The following is a 17,439-nucleotide window of genomic DNA, read 5'->3' as shown; positions in this document are numbered from 1 at the left end:
GCCCTCGCCACGCCCTGCCGGCCGAGGACGTCCGGACGCCGGCGGGCGTCACCGACCTGGCGGACCGCCGCCGACGCCCGTCGCGCACGCGCTGGCTCGCCGTCGCGGCGGCGTTCGTCGTCGGCGCCGCGGTGCCTACCGCACTCGCCCTCCAGCAGGCGCAGCGCGCGCAGGACGTCGAGCAGCAGCAGCAGGCGCTCGCGGACCTGCTCACCGACCCGTCGGCGGTCGTCGTGCACGGTGCCGTGACGGGTGGGGGCACGGCGACGGCGATCCTCACCGACGACGCCGCGCTGTTCAGCGCCGCAGGCCTCCCCGATCCGGGCGACGACCGCGTCTACCAGCTCTGGGTCGTCTCCGGCGACCAGGCGGCCTCCGCCGGCGTCCTGGCCGACGACGCCGGCTCGGTCCGGCAGCTCGCCGACGACTTCACCGCGGGATCCGCCCTGGCGATCACCGTCGAGCCGGCGGGCGGCTCCACCCAGCCGACCACCACCCCGCTGGTCGTCCTCTCCGCCGCCTGACGGGGATCCACCACCGGCCGCGCCGCCCGGCGGCCCCGCGAGCTCGTGAGTCCGCGCCGACCTCGCCGGTCAGGACCGGCGAGCTCGCCTACCCCCCGCGAGCTCGGCGGCCCCTCCACCCAGGTGCACCGAGAACTGCCGTTCTCAGAGCGGGCGGGTTAGGGCGCGACGCCACGGAACCCCCTCGCCACCCCCTCGCGAGGGGATTCCGCTGCTCCGGTGGCCCGGGGCACGACGAAGCCCCCTCGCCGTACCCTGCGAGGGGGCTCCGCTGCTCCGTCGGCCGGTCAGGGGTGGCCGGGAGCGCAGACGGACCGGCCGCCGGAGCGACCGGTCCGCCGGGTCGTCACATCGTCGGCATGAGCACCGAGTCGATGAGGTAGACGGTGGCGTTGGCGGTGTGGACGCCGCCGCAGATGACCTTGGCGCCGTTGACCATGAGGTCGTCGCCGGAGCCGGTGACGTCCACGGTCCCGCCCTCGACCGTGGTCTGCGTGCCGACCACCATGTCGGGCGACAGCTGCCCGGGCACCACGTGGTACGTGAGGATCTTCGACAGCGTCGCCGAGTCGGTCTTGAGCGACTCGATGGTGGCGGGGTCGATCTTGGCGAAGGCGTCGTCGACCGGCGCGAACACGGTGAACTCGCTGCCGTTGAGGGTGTCGACCAGGTTGACGTCGGGGTTGAGCTGGCCGGAGACCGCCGCGACGAGCGTGGTGAGCAGCGGGTTGTTCGATGCGGCCACGGCGACCGGGTCGGTCGACATGCCGGTCACGGAGCCGGGGCCGTCGGGGACGGCGGCGGCGTAGTCGGCACAGCCGGGGCCGACGAGGTCGGCGGCCGGGTCGGCGGTCATCGCGTCATCGCTCGGCATCGCGGACGGGGTGTCCATGGGCGTCTCCATGGCGGCCGACGAGTCGGAGCCTGCCGTGTCGTCGCTCGAGCCGGAGCTGCAGGCGGTGAGGGCGAGGCCCGTGACGCCGGCCAGCAGGACGGCGGCGATGCGTGTGCGGTTCGTGGTGCGCATGGTGACTCTCCCTTGAACGTGGTCCGGGTGGGGTACCCGCCCGGTCGTCTCTCGGGGGTGGTTCGGGGCGGTCGGCGCAGCGGATGGGTGGCAGTTCGCACCCATCCGTGGAGGTCACCGTGGCGAACCCCGGCCATGGACCTGCTCACGCTCGCGCTCATCGGGCTCGTCGGTGGCCTCATCACCGGCATCTCGCCGTGCATCCTGCCCGTGCTGCCCGTCGTGTTCTTCGCGGGCGGCGTGCAGGGCGCGCGGGATCGACCGACCGTCAAGGTGGCCTCGGGCTTCGCGACGAGAGGGGTCGCCGGCTCTGTGGGCGCGATGGCGCAGCCGTCGTTCCTGTCCGGGGCGACGACCGGGAGGTCCGGCGTCGCAACGCTCCCGGCGCCGACCACCGACGGTCCGCGGGATCGGGCCTCCGCCCGCCGCCCGTACCTCGTGATCCTCGGCCTGGTCACCAGCTTCACGCTGGTCACGCTCGTCGGCACGGTGCTGCTCAACGTGCTCGGGCTGCCGCAGGACCTGCTGCGCTGGGCGGGCATCGCGGTGCTGGCGCTGCTCGGCGTGGGGCTGCTGGTGCCCAGGTTCGAGGAGGTGCTGGAGCGGCCGTTCCAGCGGCTGACGCCGAAGCGCGCGCCCGGCGCGGGGCGCGGCGGGTTCGTGCTGGGCCTCGGGCTCGGCGCCGTCTACGTGCCGTGCGCGGGCCCGGTGCTCGCGGCCATCACGGTGGCGGGCGCGACGGGGGCGGTCGGCGTGAGCACGATCGTCCTGACCGTGAGCTTCGCGCTCGGCGCGGCGATCCCCCTGCTGGTGCTGGCGCTCGCGGGCCGCAAGGTGGCCGAGCGGATCGCCGCCTTCCGCACGCACCAGCGCGGGATCCGCGCGGCGGGCGGCGTCCTGATGATCGCGCTGGCTCTCGCGCTGGCGTTCAACCTCACCGACGCGATCCAGCGCGCGCTGCCCGGCTACACGGACACGCTGCAGTCAAAGGTCGCCGCCAACGAGACGGTCCGCGAACAGCTCGACCTGGGCGGCCTGGTGACCGACGAGAACAAGCAGCTGGCCGAGTGCACCAACAACTCCGCGACGCTCGAGGACTGCGGGCCGGCGCCGGCGATCCGGGGCATCGAGACGTGGCTGAACACCCCGGACGGGTCGCCGGTCGACCTCGCGGACCTGCGCGGCAAGGTGGTCCTGCTCGACTTCTGGGCCTACTCCTGCATCAACTGCCAGCGCTCCGTCCCGCACGTCACTGCCTGGGACGACGCGTACCGGGACGACGGGCTCGTGGTCATCGGCGTGCACACGCCGGAGTACGCGTTCGAGCGCGAGACCCGCAACGTCGAGGACGGCGCCCAGCGGCTCGGGATCACATACCCGGTCGCGCAGGACAACTCGTATGCAACGTGGACGGCGTACCGGAACCGGTTCTGGCCGGCGCACTACCTCATCGACGCGGACGGGCGGATCCGCCAGGTGTCCCAGGGCGAGGGCGGCTACGCGCAGACCGAGACGTTGATCCGCCAGCTGCTGACGGCGGCGGACCCGGGCGTGACCCTCCCCGCGCGGACGCAGGTCGACGACACGACGCCCGAGGGCGACGTCACGCCCGAGACGTTCCTGTCGGTGAGCAAGCACGCGAACGTCGCGGGTGACTATCGAGAAGGCACGTCCACCTACGCGTTCCCGCAGGACCAGGGGGCCGACACCGTGGCCTTCGGCGGGACGTGGACGACCGACTACCAGGGCGCCACGGCGGGCCCGGGAGCGGCCCTGCGGCTGCGGTACCACGCCAAGGTCGTGCAGGCGGTGCTGGGCGGCGCGGGCACGGTGACGGCGACCGTCCGCGACGAGTCCGGCACGGTCGTCGACCGGATCGACGTCGCGGTGGACGGCTCGCCCAAGGCGTATCCGCTGGTGAGCGGGGCGGCGGTGGAGAAGGGCACGGTCGAGCTCTCGGTCTCCGAGGGCGTCCAGGCCTTCTCGTTCACGTTCGGGTGAGCAAAACGTGAGCATCGAATGCGCCGTCAGATACGGCCGAGTGGGTGAAATGGACGTATGTCCGATTTTGGTGGGGGTGACACGCTTCCACGGCCTCTCATGTTGCTCTAATGTCGGACTTGTCAGCGAAAACGGCAAACCCTCTGCAAGGAGGGGACGCAAAGCCACGGGACCTACAGGGTCAGCCGGGCTACCGAACAGACAGGACAGCGTCATGGACCAGCGTGGGTACTCAGTCGACCCGTCCGACACCTCCGTCAACCTCACCCCGGCCTTCCCGGCTCCGCGCCTGCAGGCGTGGGCGGGGCTCGCTGCTCGGCGCAGCATGATCGAGCTGGTGCCGGCGCAGCGCGAGAACGCCGCAGCCTGAGAACATCGCAGAGCCCCCCGGACCGCACGGTCCGGGGGGCTCTGCGATGCCGCAGGTCAGCGGTGGGATCTTGGTGCCGATTGCGGCGATTGTCCGTTAGCCTCACCCCAACGGGCTGGCCACTCGGGGCTGCCGCAGTTGAGAGAAGGTCGCATGAACAGCTTTGCGCAGTGGTTCTGGCTGCTGATCTGGTGGTTCCTGTTCTTCGCCTACCTCGTCATCCTCTTCCAGATCATCGGGGACCTCTTCCGGGACCACGAGCTGAGCGGGTGGTGGAAGGCCCTGTGGATCATCGGGCTGATCGTCATGCCGTTCCTGGTCGCCCTGATCTACGTGATCGCTCGCGKCAGGGGCATGGCGGAGCGGCAGGTGAAGGCGGTCCAGCAGGCCAAGTCGGACACCGACACCTACATCCGGGAAGTGGCCGCCGGGAAGTCGCCGGCGGAGCACATCGCCGAGGCGAAGGCCCTCCTGGACGCCGGCACGATCAACGAGGCCGAGTACGCGCAGCTCAAGGCCAAGGCGCTCGCCTGACCTGAGCTCGATCCTCCGGGCCGGTACCGCACAGGTGCCGGCCCGGAGGCATGTCCGGGGACCTACAGCTCGCCGGACCGCTGGAGGTAGCGCATCGCCGCCCACCCGAGCGGGATGCGCAGCCAGTAGGTGGCGACGCGGAACAGCACCGCGATCGACGTGGCGATACCGGGGTTGATGCCCGTGATGCTGGTGAGCGTGCCGGCCAGCGCCAGCTCGATGGTGCCCATGCCGCCGGGGGTCGGCACCAGCGCGCCGGCGGTGTTGCCCGCCAGGTAGACGAGCGCGACCTGGATCAGCGTGGCCTCCTGCCCGAACGCGGCCAGGCTGGCGTCGAACGCGAAGATGAAGCCGAGCGTCATGAGCAGGTTGCCGCCCAGCGCGAGGGCCAGGCGCCACGGCTGTCCGAGCACCTCGATGAGCCGCGGCCAGGTCTGGCGCAGCGTGGGCATCGTCTTGGCCAGCACCCACTGACGCACCCGGGGCACCAGCAGCCCGGACGCGACCAGCGCCGCGAGGATGCCGATCACCAGCAGCACCACGGGCGAGATCGGCAGCGCCGACTCCGAGTTGCCGGACGCGATGGTCAGCACCAGCAGCAGCCCGAGCGTCACCACGAACTGGCTGACCTGGACGAGGGCGACGGTCGCGGCGGACAGCGTGGTCGAGACCCCGCGCTTCTGGAGCATCCGGAGGTTCAGGGCGGCTGGGCCGATGCCGGCGGGGGCGGCGAGGCCGACGAAGGTCGCCGCCGTCTGCACGAGGGTGGCCCGCCAGAGGGGCAGCTTGACCGGCGAGAACGCGACGAACGCCAGCGCCGCACCCAGCAGCGTGAGCAGGCCGAGCAGGAACGCGACGACCGTCCACCGCCAGTCGCCGGCTGCGAGCGCCGAGGTGATCTCGTTGATGTTGATGCTCGTGATGACGAAGACGATGGCGACGATCGGCACGACGATGGTGAGCACGGTGCGCGCACCGAACCGCACGAGCTGMTGGGGCTCCACGTCGGCGTCGGGCAGGTGCGCGACCAGCGCCGACCGCAGCTCGGCGAGCACCTTCTTGTCCGCGCGCATCTCGTTGCGGGTGAGCCGCGGCAGCGTGATCGTCTGCAGCAGGGGACCGATCTCGGCGATGTGGGACTCGGACAGCACGGCCACGGCGGAGTCCAGCGCGCGCGACGCCCCGACGCGCAGCGCCAGCAGGGCGACCAGCTGCGTGACGTCCATCCGCCGGGCCAGCTCGGAGGAGGCGACGTCGCCCTGCTCCCAGCTGGTCACCCAGACCACGGGACGGCCGACGACGGTCTCCACCAGGAGCACGTCGCTGGTCAGCGACCGGTGCGCGATGCCGGCGTCGTGGGCGAGCTGCAGCTGCGCCCAGATCTCCTGCAGCAGGTCGTCGGTGAGGTCGGCCGGGTCGAGGTCGCCCAGCGGGACCGCACGGCCGGGCCGCTCCTGGACCAGGAGCATCGAGTCGTCGGCCTCGGCGATGCTGAGCAGCTTCGGCGTGCGGACGCCCGCGGCGCGCGCCGCGTACGCCAGCAGGGCCGTGCGCTCGGCGGCCTGCCGCAGCGACACCACCGAGCGGCCCTCGATGCCGCGCATCCGCAACGATCGCCACAGGCGGGTGAGCATGCCGACCACCTGCCGGTCGCCGTCGATGACGACCAGGTCGAGCTCCTCGCCGTCGGCGGTGGTCATCTCGTACAGGCGGTGCGCGGTGGACCGGGTCAGCGCGCGGGCTGCCGGGTCGCCGTCGAGGTCGGGGCTGCCCTCCGGGGCGTCCTCGGTGGTCTCGTCCGCGACGCGCAGGAGCTGGACGGGTTCGAACCCGGCCCGCCGCACTCCGGCGACCAGGCTCGCGCCGTAGGCCCGTTCGGACTGCACGCCGGACAGGTAGCGGATGCCGAGACCCGTGACGCGGCCGACCAGAAACGAGACCACCAGCCCGGGCAGCGACACCCCGGCGGTGATGAGCAGGACGCCGATCGCGACCCACAGCAGGTTCCACGACCACTTCACGGTCCGCCGCCGACCGCGGGGGCCCACGACGGTGAGCAGGCCGACGAGCAGCGCGACGTAGCCCGGCAGCGTCACCACCCACGCGCCGTTGGAGCGGATCGACATCCCGATGATCAGCTCGTCGGACCCGAACGTCCGGATGGCCCAGAGCACGGCCTCGTTGAGCATGAGCGCGGCGAGGGCGGCGATCAGCCCCTCGAGCAGCTGGCGACCGAGGCGACGGAAGGCGAGCTCGGTGATGACCGCCAGCGGGACGGCGAGGACGACGAACACCTCGAGGCCGCGCCGGGGCACGAACAGGATCCGGTTGAGCAGTGTGGCGAAGCCCTGGACGTCCTCGGCCACGCCCGACGTGGTGTTGTGCGCGTAGGTCGCGAGCACCAGCACGAGCGCGATGCCCAACGCCGACAGGACGGTGCCGAGCAGGTCGCTCGGGTGGTGCACGCGGACCGCGGGGACGTCGACGATCCGGACGCCGGAGGTGCCGTCGGCGGAGCGCTCCGGCGTGGGCGCGACGTCGCCGGTGGGCGCGGCGTCGTCCGCGGCGGCGGCCGCGCCGACGTCCGCGCGACTGGCGGGAGTCGCGGACATACGGGCGAGTCTAGGCAGCGGGGCAGTCCCTGCCCGGCAGGTCGGGCTCGCGACGCTGTCGGCCTCGTCACTGTGGCCGTGACCTGGAGGGACGGGTTGCGCGCCGTTCGGGCGCTCTGTCGGGATCGTCCACTAGCGTGACCGCCAAGACGAGAGATCCGTGCTGACATCCCGTGGAGGCCCCCGTGTCCGACGACCTGACCGCCGCCGACTCCACCGCGCTCCGGCGCATCTGGTGGCTCCCGGTCCTGCGCGGCGTGGTGCTCCTCGTCCTCGGCCTGTTCATGCTCGTGCAGCCGCTCGGCACGGTGAAGGCGCTCGTGTGGGTGTTCGGGGTGTTCGCCATCATCGACGGCCTCATCGCCATCGCGCAGTGGCTGGGCAACCGCAAGGAGCCCGGCGCGGGCTGGTGGCTGATCTCCGGCGTGGTCGGGATCGCGTTCGGTGTCATCGCGGTCGTCTGGACCGGCCCCACGGCGCAGGTGATCTTCTACCTGATCACGCTCTGGGTGCTGGTGATCGGGGTGCTCGGGATCATCGCCTCGGTCGTGCTGTACCGGTCGCGGGACATCGGCTGGTACTGGGTGCTGACCTTCGGGCTGATCGCGTTCCTGTTCGGGCTGCTGCTGCTCATGAACCCGCAGACCTCGGTGAGCATCATCGTCGTGCTCTTGGGCCTGTTCGCGTTCGTCGGCGGCGTCGTGCTCGTGGTGAGCGGCTTCGCGACGAAGCAGTTGGCCAAGGACCTGGACCGCGGCTCCGCGACGGTCTGACCGGAGCCGTCCGTCAGTTCAGGCCGAGTGCCGCTATCCAGGCCGCCGGGATGAGCGCGTAGCCCACGAACACGACCATGTCCATGATCGTGTGGGCGACCACCAGAGGCATGACCCGCCGCCTGCGCCGGTAGTACTCGGCGAATACCAGGCCCATGATCGCGTTGCCGACGAACGCGCCCCAGCCCTGGTACAGGTGGTACGAGCCGCGCAGGAGGGCGCTCGCGACGACGATCGCCGATGCGCTCCAGCGCAGCTCGCGCAGCCGCTCCATGAGGTAGCCGACGACGATGACCTCCTCGAGCAGCGCGTTCTGCAGCGCCGCGAGGAGCAGCACGGGGATGGTCCACCAGGCGGCGTTGAGGGCGGAGGCCTGCACCTGGACGGCCAGGCCGAGCACCCGTGCGACCGCGTACAGCCCGAGCCCCGGGATGCCGATGAGGGCCGCGAGCCCGACGCCGACGCCCAGGTCGCGCCAGGGCCGCCTGAAGTCCAGGCCGATGCGGCGCACCGCCGACTTCCCGTTGGCCGACAGCAGGTACAGCGCCAGCGCGACGGGGACCAGCGCGAACCCGATCTGCAGCAGCTGGTAGGTCAGGTCGAGCCAGGGGCGCGGCGACCGGCTCGGGTTGAGCGTCGTCGACTGTTCGCCCAGCGGCGGCCCGGCGGTGAGCCGGTCGATGATGTTGACCACCGCGTAGAGCCCGGACTTGCCCAGCGACAGCCCGAGCACGATCCAGATCTCGGTGGTCAGCCGCCGGCGGTAGGCGCGCTCGCTGGGCGGCGGGGCGGCGGGCGGGCGGCCGGTCGCGATGGCGACGTCTCCGCCGGGGCCGGCCGAGGCCGTCGCGGCGTCGGGGCTCGCGTCGTCGGGCGTCGGCGTCGGCGCTGTCATGGGTCGCAGCGTAGGCCGCATCCCTGGACGCCACCTGGGTGCGCGCTGAACGTCTCGCCGGTACGGACCCGGACCGACGGCTGGTGCGCCCTCGACCTTGGTCGGTTGTGGGGCCGACAAGCCCAGAACTAGTTTGTGGCTCGGCCGGCACCTCATTCACCCGCGACGCCGACTCGAGGAGGCGGACGACGTGACGATTGCCACGACGCACGGGGGTCTGATCCCGGCCATCCCCGTCGAGCTGGTCGGCGTGACGCGCACCTTCGGCGCGGTGACCGCGCTGGACGACGTGTCGCTGACGGTCGGCGACGGTGAGCTGGTCGGCCTGCTCGGCCCCAACGGCGCCGGCAAGACGACCCTGCTCAGCCTGGTCAGCGGCCTGCGCACGCAGGACTCGGGCGACGTGCGGCTCTTCGGCGGCGACCCCCGCCGGGCGTCGTCGCGGATCGGCCTCGGCACGACCCCGCAGGAGACCGGCCTGCCACCGACGCTCACGGTCGGTGAGGTGGTCGACCTCGTCGCGAAGCACTACCCGGCGCCCATGGCGCGCGCCGAGGTGCTCGCGCGGTTCGGGCTCGAGGACCTGGTTCGACGGCAGACGGGCGGGCTCTCCGGCGGGCAGAAGCGTCGTCTGGCGGTCGCGCTCGCCCTCGTCGGCAGACCGCGGCTCGTGCTGCTGGACGAGCCGACCACGGGCCTCGACGTCGAGGCGCGGCACATCCTCTGGCAGGCGCTGCGCGAGTACCACGCCGACGGGGCCACGGTGCTGCTGACCAGCCACTACCTCGAGGAGATCGAGGCGCTCGCCGAGCGCGTCGTGGTCATCGGCGGCGGACGGGTGCTCGCCGACGACAGCCTTGGGTCCGTGCTCGGTCTCGTGGCGCTGCGCCGGGTGATCCTGTCGCTGCCTCCGGAGGCGGCGGTCGATCTCGCGCGGCTGCCGGGTGCCCAGAGCGCCCAGCAGGGTCCCGACGGGCGGTGGACGGTCCTCGCCGACGACGCCGACCGGCTGGTTCGCGCGCTCGTCGTGCAGGACGTGCCGTTCCGCGACCTCGAGATGCGAGGCGCGTCCCTCGAGGAGGCCTTCCTGGCCCTCACGTCGCACGAGGAGGAGGTCGCCCGATGAGCACCACGACGCTGACCCTGCGGCCGTTCTGGTCGCTGGCCGTGCTGCACGCCCGGTTCCAGTTCCTCGAGACCATCCGGATCCCGATCGCGGTCATCGGCAACCTGCTGTTCCCGTCGCTGGCGCTCCTGTTCTTCGTGATCCCGCAGCAGGCCGTCGCCCAGGACCCCGGCATCGCCACGGCGGCGGTCGCGCAGCTCGGGGTGTTCGCCGTGATGTCGACGTGCCTGTTCTCGTTCGGTGTCGGGGTCTCCGAGGACCGCGCCCTGCCGTTCGACCCGTTCCTGCGCACCCTGCCCGCGGGCGCCGGACCGCGCCTGGCCGGCCGGGTGCTCAACGGAGTGCTCTGGTCCTACCTGGCCCTCGTCCCTCTCGTGCTGCTGGGGGTCGTCGCCACCGCCGCCACCGTGACGCCCGCGCAGGGCCTGGCCGCGATCGCGATGGTCCCGGCGGTGGCCGTGCCGTTCCTGCTGCTCGGGCTCGGGATCGGGTACCGGCTGAGCTCGAAGGCCGCGATCGCCGTCGTGCAGGCGACCCTGTTCCCGCTCGCGTTCGCGGGTGGCCTGTTCCTGCCGCCCGAGGCCTTCCCGGCCTGGCTCGACGCGATCTCGAAGCTGCTGCCGTCGCGGGCGGCGCGCGACCTCGCCATCCAGGCGGTCACCGGCTACCCGGCCTACGGCTACGCGCTGCTCGTGATCCTGGTGTGGACCGTCCTGTTCGCTGCCTTCGCCGTGACGGCCTACCGCCGCGACGAGGGCCGCCGGTTCCACTGAGCCGTCAGGCGAAGCGGCGCAGCCGCAGCGAGTTGCCGACGACGAGCACCGACGAGAACGCCATCGCCGCGCCGGCGATCATCGGGTTGAGCAGGCCGAGGGCGGCCAGCGGGATCGCGGCGACGTTGTAGGCGAACGCCCAGAACAGGTTCTGCTTGATCACCCGCAGGGTCCGCCGGGACAGCCGGATCGCATCGCCGGCCGCACGCAGGTCGCCGCGGACCAGCGTGATGTCCGCCGCCTCGATGGCCACGTCGGTCCCGGTGCCCATGGCCAGGCCGAGGTCGGCGGTCGCCAGGGCCGCGGCGTCGTTCACGCCGTCGCCCACCATCGCGACGCGCGCACCCTCGCGCTGGAGGCGCGCGACGACCGCGACCTTGTCCGCGGGCAGCACGCGCGCGACGACGTCGGTCTCGTCGATGCCGACCTCGCGAGCGGCTGCCCGGGCGGCACCCTCGTTGTCGCCGGTCAGCAGGATCGGTCGCAGCCCGAGCGCGCGGAGCTCGGTGACCGCCTGCGCGGACGAGCCCTTGACGGGGTCGCGCAGCACCAGGACGCCGCGGGGCGAGCCGTCCCACGCGGCCATGACGGCCGTCGCGCCGTCTGCCTCGGCGGCGTCGAACGGCTGCTGGAACGCCGTCGGGTCGACGCCCTGGTCGCGGAGCCACGCCGGACGGCCGACGAGCACGCGGCGGCCCAGGCCGACGCCCGAGTGCGCGGTGCGGACCACGCCGGACACACCGTGCCCGGCCTCGGCGCGGAAGTCGTGCACCTGGTCGGCGCCGATGACGACGCCGTCGGCACCTGACGGGCCGTCCTGCTGGACGACCGCGGCAGCGACGGCCCGGCCGATCGGGTGCTCCGCCAGCTGCTCGACGGCCGCCGCGTAGCGAAGCACGTCCGGCTCGCCGATCACGTCGACGAGGGCCATCCGCCCCTCGGTCACGGTCCCCGTCTTGTCGAGCACGACGGTGTCCACGGCGCGGGTCTGCTCGAGCACCTCCGGGCCCTTGATGAGGATGCCCAGCTGCGCGCCGCGACCGGTGCCGACCAGGAGCGCGGTGGGCGTCGCGAGGCCCAGGGCGCAGGGGCACGCGATGATCAGCACGGCGACGGCGGCGGTGAACGCGGCCTGCGCGCCCGAGCCGGAGAGCAGCCAGGCGGCGAGCGTGCCGACGGCCAGCACCAGGACGACCGGCACGAACACCGCGGAGATGCGGTCCGCCAGCCGCTGCACAGGAGCCTTGCCGGTCTGCGCGGTCGCGACGAGCCGGCCGATCTGCGCCAGACGAGTCTCCGCGCCGACGCGCGTGGCCCGCACGACGAGCGCGCCGGACGTGTTGAGGGTGGCGCCGGTGACCTCGTCGCCGGGCCCGACGTCGACCGGCACGGGCTCACCCGTGAGCAGCGACGTGTCGAGCGCGGACGTGCCGCGGACGACGACGCCGTCGGTGGCGACCTTCTCGCCGGGACGGACGGCGAACTCGTCGCCGACCGCGAGGCGCTCGACCGGGACCCGGTGCTCCGTACCGTCGACCAGCAGCGCGACGTCCTTGGCGCCGAGGTCGAGCAGCGCGCGCAGGGCGTCGCCGGCGCGGCGCCGCGAGCGGTGCTCGGCATAGCGGCCGGCCAGCAGGAACGTGGTGACGACCGCGGCGACCTCGAAGTACAGCTCGGGCACGTCCATGCCCGTCTCGGCCCGCGGCCACAGGGACGGCGTCATGGTCAGGCCGAGCTCGCCCGCCCCGCCGAGCAGCAGGGCCCACAGCGACCAGCCGGTCGCGGCGATGATGCCGATGGAGACGAGCGTGTCCATGGTCGAGGCGCCGTGGCGGGCCGCCCGGAACGCGGCGCGGTGGAACGGCCACGCGGCCCAGGTGGCGACCGGCAGGGCCAGGGCGGCGACGACCCACTGCCAGCCCGTGAACTGGAGCGCGGGGATCATCGAGAGGAGCAGCACGGGGACGCTGAGCACGACCGCCACCCGCAAGCGCGCGCGCAGCTCGGCGCCGCGGGCGTCGGTCGGGGCCGACGTGTCCTCGTCGGCGTCCATGTCGTGGCCCGGGGCCATGGTGTGGCCCGAGAGCGCGTGCTCGAACGGGTCCATGTCGTGGTGGGCGCCCACCACCGTCGCGTCGTACCCGGCGGAGCGGACCGCGGCGACGAGCGCCTCGGTGTCGGCGGGCTGCCCGTCGGTCATGGTGACGCGCGCGGACTCCAGCGGCAGGTTTACCGTCGCCTCGACGCCCGGCAGCCGGTTCAGCTTCTTCTCCACGCGCGCGACGCAGGACGCGCAGGTCATGCCCTCGATCGCGAGATCGACGGTGGAGTCGTTCACAGCAGCGACCTCCGCGGGGTCACGGCGTAGCCGGCCTCGACGACCGCCTCGGCGATCGCGGCGTCGGCCAGCGGGGTCTCGGAGACGACGGACACGGTGGAGGAGCCGCCGACGCTCAGCTGGATCGTGACGTCCTGCACGCCCGGCAGTGCGGACAGCTCAGAGGTCACCGCGGCGACGCAGTGCCCGCAGGTCATGCCGTCGACGCCGAACGTGCTCGTGGTGCTGGTGCTCATGGGGTCTCCTTCTAGCTGCGGACGAGGCGGGCGATGGCGTCGGCGGCTTCCTTGACCTTGGCCGCGCCCTCCTCGGGGGACTGGCGGGCGGCGTCGACGACGCAGTGGGCGAGGTGGTCCTCGACCAGCCCGATGCTCACGGCCTGCAGCGCCTTGGTGACGGCGGCGACCTGGGTGAGGATGTCGATGCAGTACACGTCCTCGTCGACCATCCGCGCGATGCCGCGGACCTGGCCCTCGACGCGGCGCAGGCGTTTGAGGTAGTCGTCCTTGGCGTCGGTGTAGCCGTGCATGGGAGCCCTCTTTCGTCGCGAGCGGGTGCAATCTGCGCAACACCATACCCCTGGGGGGTATTCCGGTCGTGCCGGCGGGGCACAATCGACGGCATGCGGGTCTCGGCGAAGGCGGACTATGCGGTGCGGGCGTGCGCCGAGCTGGCGTCGTCCCCGCACGGCGACCCGGTGCGGGCGGACGACCTGGCGGTCGGGCAGCAGCTCCCGGTCGCGTTCCTCGAGCGGATCCTGGGCGACTTGCGCCGCGGCGGCGTGGTCTCCAGCGTGCGCGGCCGCTCAGGCGGCTACCGCCTGGCGCGCGCCGCCGACGAGATCACGCTGGCCGACGTCATCCGCGCGGTCGACGGCCCGCTGGTCACCGTGCGCGACGAGCGGCCGACCGCGCTCGAGTACGCCGGCTCGGCCCAGGCGCTGCTCGAGGTCTGGGTCGCGCTCCGCGTGAGCGTGCGCGACGTGCTCGACCAGGTGACGCTCGCCGGCCTGGTCTCCGGCGAGCTGCCGCCGACCGTGCACGAGCTGGCCGCCCGGCACGACGCCTGGGTCAACCCGTAACGGTCAGTCGGTGGGCGCCGTGGCCTGCGCGGCCGCGCGGACGGCGGCCGGGAGGGCCGAGACGATCCGGTCCACCGCGGCGTCGTCGTGCGCGGCCGACACGAACCAGGCCTCGAACGGCGACGGCGGCGCGTAGACGCCGGACTCGAGCAGCGAGTGGAAGAACGGCGCGTACCGCCAGGACTCGGTGGCCTTGACCGCGTCGTAGTCGCGGGCCCCGCGCGCGGCGGCGTCGGCACCGAAGAACGTGCTGAACAGGTTGCCGGCCCACTGGATCGCGTGCGGCAGGCCCTCGGCGGACAGCGCGGCGCCCAGCTCGGCGCGCAGCTGGGCGGAGACGGCGTCGACACGGGCGTACACGTCCTGGTCGGCCAGGCGCAGCGTGGCGAGGCCCGCCGCGGTGGCGACCGGGTTCCCCGACAGCGTGCCGGCCTGGTAGACGGGTCCGACCGGGGCCAGCAGCGCCATGACGTCGCGACGGCCGCCCACCGCGGCGACGGGCAGGCCGCCGCCGATGACCTTGCCGAACGTGTAGAGGTCGGCCGCCCAGCCCTCGCGCAGGCCCTCGAGGCCCCACCAGCCGGAGTAGCCGACCCGGAAGCCGGTCAGCACCTCGTCCTGGATGAGCAGCGCGCCGTGCGTCAGGGTCAGGCGGCGCAGCGCGGCGTTGAAGCCCGGCAGCGGCGGCACGACGCCCATGTTCGCGGGTGCGGCCTCGGTGATCACGGCGGCGATCCGGTCGCCGTGCTCGGCGAACGCGGCCTCGATGGCCTCGGGGTCGTTGTAGGGCACGACGATCGTCTCGGCGGCGACCGCCGCGGAGACGCCGGCGGAGTCGGGCAGGCCGAGCGTCGCGACGCCCGAGCCGGCGGAGGCGAGCAGGGCGTCGACGTGGCCGTGGTAGCAGCCGGCGAACTTCACGACGAGGTCGCGGCCCGTGTAGGCCCGGGCCAGACGCAGGGCGGTCATCGTCGCCTCGGTGCCGGTCGAGACCAGGCGCACCTTCTCGGCCGGGGGGACCCGCGAGCGGATCTCGTCGACCAGGTCGACCTCGGTGAGCGTCGGGGCGCCGAAGCTCAGACCCCGCCCGGCCGCCTCGCGGACGGCCTCGACCACCTCGGGGTGCGCGTGGCCCAGCAGGGCCGGGCCCCACGAGCTGACCAGGTCGACATACTCGGTGCCGTCGACGTCGGTGACGTAGGCGCCCCGGGCCGAGGCGAGGAACCGCGGCGTGCCGCCGACGTTGCCGAAGGCGCGGACGGGCGAGTTGACGCCGCCGGGGATGACGGCCTGCGCGTGCGCAAAGGCAGAGTCGCTCTCGCGTGTTCTGCCTGTCGCGGCCGAAGTGGTGACGCTCATCGGATCTCCTCTGCCAGCCAACCGGCCAGCTCTGTCGCAGAGTACGTGAGTACGTGATCGGCACCGGCGCGACGGATGCTGAGCACGGACTCGAGGATCGCCCGTCTGCGCTCGATCCAGCCTCGCGCGGCGGCGGCCTCGATCATCGCGTACTCACCCGACACCTGGTAAGCGGCCACCGGGACGGTGGACATCGCGGCCACGTCGGACAGGATGTCGAGGTACGCGAGCGCGGGCTTCACCATGACGATGTCGGCGCCCTCGGCGAGGTCGATCTCCACCTCGCGCACGGCCTCCCGACGGTTCGCCGGGTCCATCTGGTACGTCCGGCGGTCGCCCTCGAGCTGCGACTCGACGGCGTCGCGGAACGGGCCGTAGAAGGCGGACGCGTACTTGGCCGCGTAGGCGAGCACGGCGACGTCGTCGCGACCGGCGGCGTCCAGGGCGTCGCGCACGTACCCGACCTGGCCGTCCATCATCCCGGACAGCCCGACGACGTGCGCGCCCGCAGCCGCCTGGGCGAGGGCCATCTCCGCGTACCGGACCAGGGTCGCGTCGTTGTCGACGGCCCCCGAGGGACTGAGCACCCCGCAGTGGCCGTGGTCGGTGAACTCGTCCAGGCACAGGTCCGCCTGGACCACCAGGGCGTCGCCCACCTCGGCGACCGTGTCGGCGATCGCGAGGTTGAGGATGCCGGCGGGGTCGGTGGCCTGCGAGCCCACGGCGTCGCGGACGGTGGGGATGGCGAACAGCATGACGCCGCCGAGCCCGGCGCCGGCGGCCTCGGCCACCGCCTTCCGCAGCGAGTCGCGGGTGTGCTGCAGGACCCCGGGCATCGAGGTGATCTCCCGCGGCTCGGTCAGCCCTTCCTTGACGAACACCGGCAGCACCAGCTGTGCGGCGTCGAGGCGCGTCTCCGCGGTCAGGCGGCGCAACGCCGGCGTCGAGCGCAGGCGGCGGGGGCGGACGCGACGGTCGGTCATCAGAGCTCCTCCTCGGGGCTGGGGATCGGCGCGGGCAGCACCGTGGCGACCGCGCGGGCCAGGGCGTCGACCATGCCGAGCATCGTCTGCTCGGTGGCGATGCCGGCGAGCGGCAGGCCCAGCCGTGCGGCCTCGGCGGCGGTCGACGGGCCGATGCCGATCATCAGGGTGCTCGCCGGGGGCGGACCCAGGCGCGCCGCCAGCTCGCGGACCGTGCTGGCCGACGTGAGCAGCGCGGCGTGGATGGTGCCGTCGGCCCACGACTCGCGGACGTCGGCGGGCGGGGGCGCGGCGGGCACCGTCCGGTAGGCGACGACGTCGGTGACGTCCCACCCGCGGGCGCGCAGCCCGTCGGTGACCGTGGGCGCCGCCAGGTCGCCGCGAGGGAACAGGACGCGCGCCGGCGCGGACGGTGCGGGCCAGCACTCCACCAGCGCGCGGGACGTGGACGAGCCGCGCGGGACGAGCGAGGGCTCGACGCCGACCTCGCGCAGGGCGCGGGCCGTCCCGGGACCCACCGCGGCCACCTTCACGTTCCCGTCGGCGAGCAGCTGGACCAGGCTGCCGGCGCTCTCCTGCGACCGGTCGGCCAGCACCGGCACGGCGGCTGCGCTGGTGACCACGAGCCAGCCGTACCAGCCGGACTCGAGGGCGAGCAGGGCGTCGTCGAGCTCGGTGGGGTCCTCGGGCGGGACCGTCTCGATCAGGGGCACGACCACGGCCTCGGCTCCCGCGGCGGCGAGCGCGACGACGGCGGCGCTGCGCCCGGCGGCCGGGCGGGGGACCAGCACGCGCCACCCGGCCAGGGGCAGTGCCGGGGCGGTGCTCATCGGCTGACCCCCAGGCAGGCCAGGTCCGCCGCGCCGGCGCCGAGCAGCACCTCGGCGAGCTCGATCCCGAGGCGCCGGGCCGCGTCGGTGCTGTCGCCGCCCAGGGTGGCGGTGAGCCCGCGGCGCAGGCTCGCGGCGCCGTCGGGCCGGGCGACGACGGCGTCGAGCCGCAGCGTGCGGCCGTCGTCGGCGAGCGCGGCCCAGGCGCCGATC

17 protein-coding genes, 1 pseudogene and 1 riboswitch are annotated in these 17,439 nt (G+C 73.4%); of the genes and pseudogenes, 8 read left to right on the top strand and 10 right to left on the bottom strand.

Translation table 11 applies throughout. From position 1 onward, the window contains the following. Nucleotides 1–524: anti-sigma factor (locus AC1DQC_RS19045; protein WP_477052799.1), on the top strand; the 524-nt coding region annotated here is incomplete at its 5' end. Between the two features lie 346 nt (nucleotides 525–870). Here AC1DQC_RS19045 and AC1DQC_RS19040 read toward each other — a convergent pair. After that, nucleotides 871–1,551 (bottom strand): fasciclin domain-containing protein, encoded by a 681-nt coding sequence (locus tag AC1DQC_RS19040; protein WP_477052798.1) that lies wholly within the window; start codon nucleotides 1,549–1,551, stop codon nucleotides 871–873. Nucleotides 1,552–1,686: 135 nt separating this feature from the next. Between AC1DQC_RS19040 and AC1DQC_RS19035 the strand changes: the two genes are divergently transcribed. The 3 genes from AC1DQC_RS19035 to AC1DQC_RS19025 all read left to right on the top strand — a co-directional run bounded on the left by AC1DQC_RS19035 (nucleotide 1,687) and on the right by AC1DQC_RS19025 (nucleotide 4,456). After that, on the top strand, nucleotides 1,687–3,552 hold the full coding sequence (locus tag AC1DQC_RS19035; protein ID WP_477052797.1) for a cytochrome c biogenesis protein DipZ: 1,866 nt from the start codon (nucleotides 1,687–1,689) through the stop codon (nucleotides 3,550–3,552). A gap of 123 nt (nucleotides 3,553–3,675) precedes the next feature. Continuing rightward, nucleotides 3,676–3,750, top strand: a riboswitch (cyclic di-GMP riboswitch). A gap of 16 nt (nucleotides 3,751–3,766) precedes the next feature. Then, nucleotides 3,767–3,922: a hypothetical protein gene (locus AC1DQC_RS19030; protein WP_477052796.1), complete on the top strand. Its 156-nt coding sequence runs from the start codon at nucleotides 3,767–3,769 to the stop codon at nucleotides 3,920–3,922. A gap of 153 nt (nucleotides 3,923–4,075) precedes the next feature. Beyond that, complete coding sequence (locus AC1DQC_RS19025) at nucleotides 4,076–4,456, top strand: SHOCT domain-containing protein (RefSeq protein WP_477052795.1); 381 nt, start codon at nucleotides 4,076–4,078, stop codon at nucleotides 4,454–4,456. A 62-nt stretch (nucleotides 4,457–4,518) separates the two neighbouring features. Here AC1DQC_RS19025 and AC1DQC_RS19020 read toward each other — a convergent pair whose 3' ends face one another. Further along, the gene (locus AC1DQC_RS19020) at nucleotides 4,519–7,068 is read right to left on the bottom strand and encodes a flippase-like domain-containing protein (protein WP_477052794.1); all 2,550 of its coding nucleotides are present in this window, start codon (nucleotides 7,066–7,068) and stop codon (nucleotides 4,519–4,521) included. A gap of 185 nt (nucleotides 7,069–7,253) precedes the next feature. Here AC1DQC_RS19020 and AC1DQC_RS19015 point away from each other — a divergent pair, with 185 nt between their 5' ends. Further along, nucleotides 7,254–7,841 (top strand): HdeD family acid-resistance protein, encoded by a 588-nt coding sequence (locus AC1DQC_RS19015; protein WP_477052793.1) that lies wholly within the window; start codon nucleotides 7,254–7,256, stop codon nucleotides 7,839–7,841. 13 nt (nucleotides 7,842–7,854) lie between these two features. On the opposite strand, the gene AC1DQC_RS19010 is transcribed toward AC1DQC_RS19015, so the two are convergent. Continuing rightward, entirely contained in the window at nucleotides 7,855–8,736 is an 882-nt protein-coding gene (locus AC1DQC_RS19010; protein WP_477052792.1) for a CPBP family intramembrane glutamic endopeptidase, read from the bottom strand. Nucleotides 8,737–8,932: 196 nt separating this feature from the next. Here AC1DQC_RS19010 and AC1DQC_RS19005 point away from each other — a divergent pair, with 196 nt between their 5' ends. Both AC1DQC_RS19005 and AC1DQC_RS19000 read left to right on the top strand, forming a co-directional pair. Next, on the top strand, nucleotides 8,933–9,862 hold the full coding sequence (locus AC1DQC_RS19005; RefSeq protein ID WP_477052800.1) for an ABC transporter ATP-binding protein: 930 nt from the start codon (nucleotides 8,933–8,935) through the stop codon (nucleotides 9,860–9,862). Beyond that, the gene (locus AC1DQC_RS19000) at nucleotides 9,859–10,635 is read left to right on the top strand and encodes an ABC transporter permease (RefSeq protein ID WP_477052791.1); all 777 of its coding nucleotides are present in this window, start codon (nucleotides 9,859–9,861) and stop codon (nucleotides 10,633–10,635) included. Before AC1DQC_RS19005 ends, AC1DQC_RS19000 begins: the two co-directional genes overlap by 4 nt. A gap of 4 nt (nucleotides 10,636–10,639) precedes the next feature. Here the strand turns inward: AC1DQC_RS19000 and AC1DQC_RS18995 are convergent, their stop codons facing one another. The 3 genes from AC1DQC_RS18995 to AC1DQC_RS18985 are packed head-to-tail and all read right to left on the bottom strand — an operon-like array spanning nucleotide 10,640 to nucleotide 13,502. Further along, on the bottom strand, nucleotides 10,640–12,973 hold the full coding sequence (locus tag AC1DQC_RS18995) for a heavy metal translocating P-type ATPase (protein ID WP_477052790.1): 2,334 nt from the start codon (nucleotides 12,971–12,973) through the stop codon (nucleotides 10,640–10,642). Then, nucleotides 12,970–13,209 (bottom strand): heavy-metal-associated domain-containing protein, encoded by a 240-nt coding sequence (locus AC1DQC_RS18990; protein WP_477052789.1) that lies wholly within the window; start codon nucleotides 13,207–13,209, stop codon nucleotides 12,970–12,972. Before AC1DQC_RS18990 ends, AC1DQC_RS18995 begins: the two co-directional genes overlap by 4 nt. Before the next feature lie 11 nt (nucleotides 13,210–13,220). Next, nucleotides 13,221–13,502, bottom strand: coding sequence for a metal-sensitive transcriptional regulator (locus AC1DQC_RS18985; protein WP_146927746.1), 282 nt, complete (start codon nucleotides 13,500–13,502; stop codon nucleotides 13,221–13,223). Between the two features lie 93 nt (nucleotides 13,503–13,595). Between AC1DQC_RS18985 and AC1DQC_RS18980 the strand changes: the two genes are divergently transcribed. Beyond that, nucleotides 13,596–14,054, top strand: a complete 459-nt coding sequence (locus AC1DQC_RS18980; RefSeq protein WP_477052788.1) for an RrF2 family transcriptional regulator — start codon at nucleotides 13,596–13,598, stop codon at nucleotides 14,052–14,054. 3 nt (nucleotides 14,055–14,057) lie between these two features. Here AC1DQC_RS18980 and hemL read toward each other — a convergent pair whose 3' ends face one another. The 4 genes and pseudogenes from hemL to AC1DQC_RS18960 form a co-directional block, all read right to left on the bottom strand. Then, complete coding sequence (gene hemL / locus AC1DQC_RS18975; RefSeq protein ID WP_477052787.1) at nucleotides 14,058–15,413, bottom strand: glutamate-1-semialdehyde 2,1-aminomutase; 1,356 nt, start codon at nucleotides 15,411–15,413, stop codon at nucleotides 14,058–14,060. Next, on the bottom strand, nucleotides 15,410–16,396 hold the full coding sequence (gene hemB / locus AC1DQC_RS18970) for a porphobilinogen synthase (RefSeq protein WP_477052786.1): 987 nt from the start codon (nucleotides 16,394–16,396) through the stop codon (nucleotides 15,410–15,412). Before hemB ends, hemL begins: the two co-directional genes overlap by 4 nt. Next, on the bottom strand, nucleotides 16,396–17,226 hold the full coding sequence (locus AC1DQC_RS18965; RefSeq protein WP_477052785.1) for a uroporphyrinogen-III synthase: 831 nt from the start codon (nucleotides 17,224–17,226) through the stop codon (nucleotides 16,396–16,398). Before AC1DQC_RS18965 ends, hemB begins: the two co-directional genes overlap by 1 nt. After that, nucleotides 17,223–17,439, bottom strand: a pseudogene (locus AC1DQC_RS18960) (hydroxymethylbilane synthase); the annotation flags it as partial. The pseudogene AC1DQC_RS18960 and the gene AC1DQC_RS18965, both read right to left, overlap by 4 nt.

The organism is Cellulomonas sp. P4_H12, assembly GCF_056400905.1.
Note: the sequence above shows the minus strand (reverse complement) of the source record. Positions and strands in the feature narration are given on the sequence as shown.

Excerpts from the sequence above, each read along its gene's own strand:
- AC1DQC_RS19000 (WP_477052791.1), top strand. The coding sequence starts at position 9,859 with ATGAGCACCACGACGCTGACCCTGCGGCCGTTCTGGTCGCTGGCCGTG.
- AC1DQC_RS18965 (WP_477052785.1), bottom strand. The coding sequence starts at position 17,226 with ATGAGCACCGCCCCGGCACTGCCCCTGGCCGGGTGGCGCGTGCTGGTC.
- AC1DQC_RS18990 (WP_477052789.1), bottom strand. The coding sequence starts at position 13,209 with ATGAGCACCAGCACCACGAGCACGTTCGGCGTCGACGGCATGACCTGC.
- AC1DQC_RS19035 (WP_477052797.1), top strand. The coding sequence starts at position 1,687 with ATGGACCTGCTCACGCTCGCGCTCATCGGGCTCGTCGGTGGCCTCATC.
- AC1DQC_RS19030 (WP_477052796.1), top strand. The coding sequence starts at position 3,767 with ATGGACCAGCGTGGGTACTCAGTCGACCCGTCCGACACCTCCGTCAAC.
- AC1DQC_RS19010 (WP_477052792.1), bottom strand. The coding sequence starts at position 8,736 with ATGACAGCGCCGACGCCGACGCCCGACGACGCGAGCCCCGACGCCGCG.
- AC1DQC_RS19040 (WP_477052798.1), bottom strand. The coding sequence starts at position 1,551 with ATGCGCACCACGAACCGCACACGCATCGCCGCCGTCCTGCTGGCCGGC.
- hemB (WP_477052786.1), bottom strand. The coding sequence starts at position 16,396 with ATGACCGACCGTCGCGTCCGCCCCCGCCGCCTGCGCTCGACGCCGGCG.
- hemL (WP_477052787.1), bottom strand. The coding sequence starts at position 15,413 with ATGAGCGTCACCACTTCGGCCGCGACAGGCAGAACACGCGAGAGCGAC.
- AC1DQC_RS18985 (WP_146927746.1), bottom strand. The coding sequence starts at position 13,502 with ATGCACGGCTACACCGACGCCAAGGACGACTACCTCAAACGCCTGCGC.
- AC1DQC_RS18980 (WP_477052788.1), top strand. The coding sequence starts at position 13,596 with ATGCGGGTCTCGGCGAAGGCGGACTATGCGGTGCGGGCGTGCGCCGAG.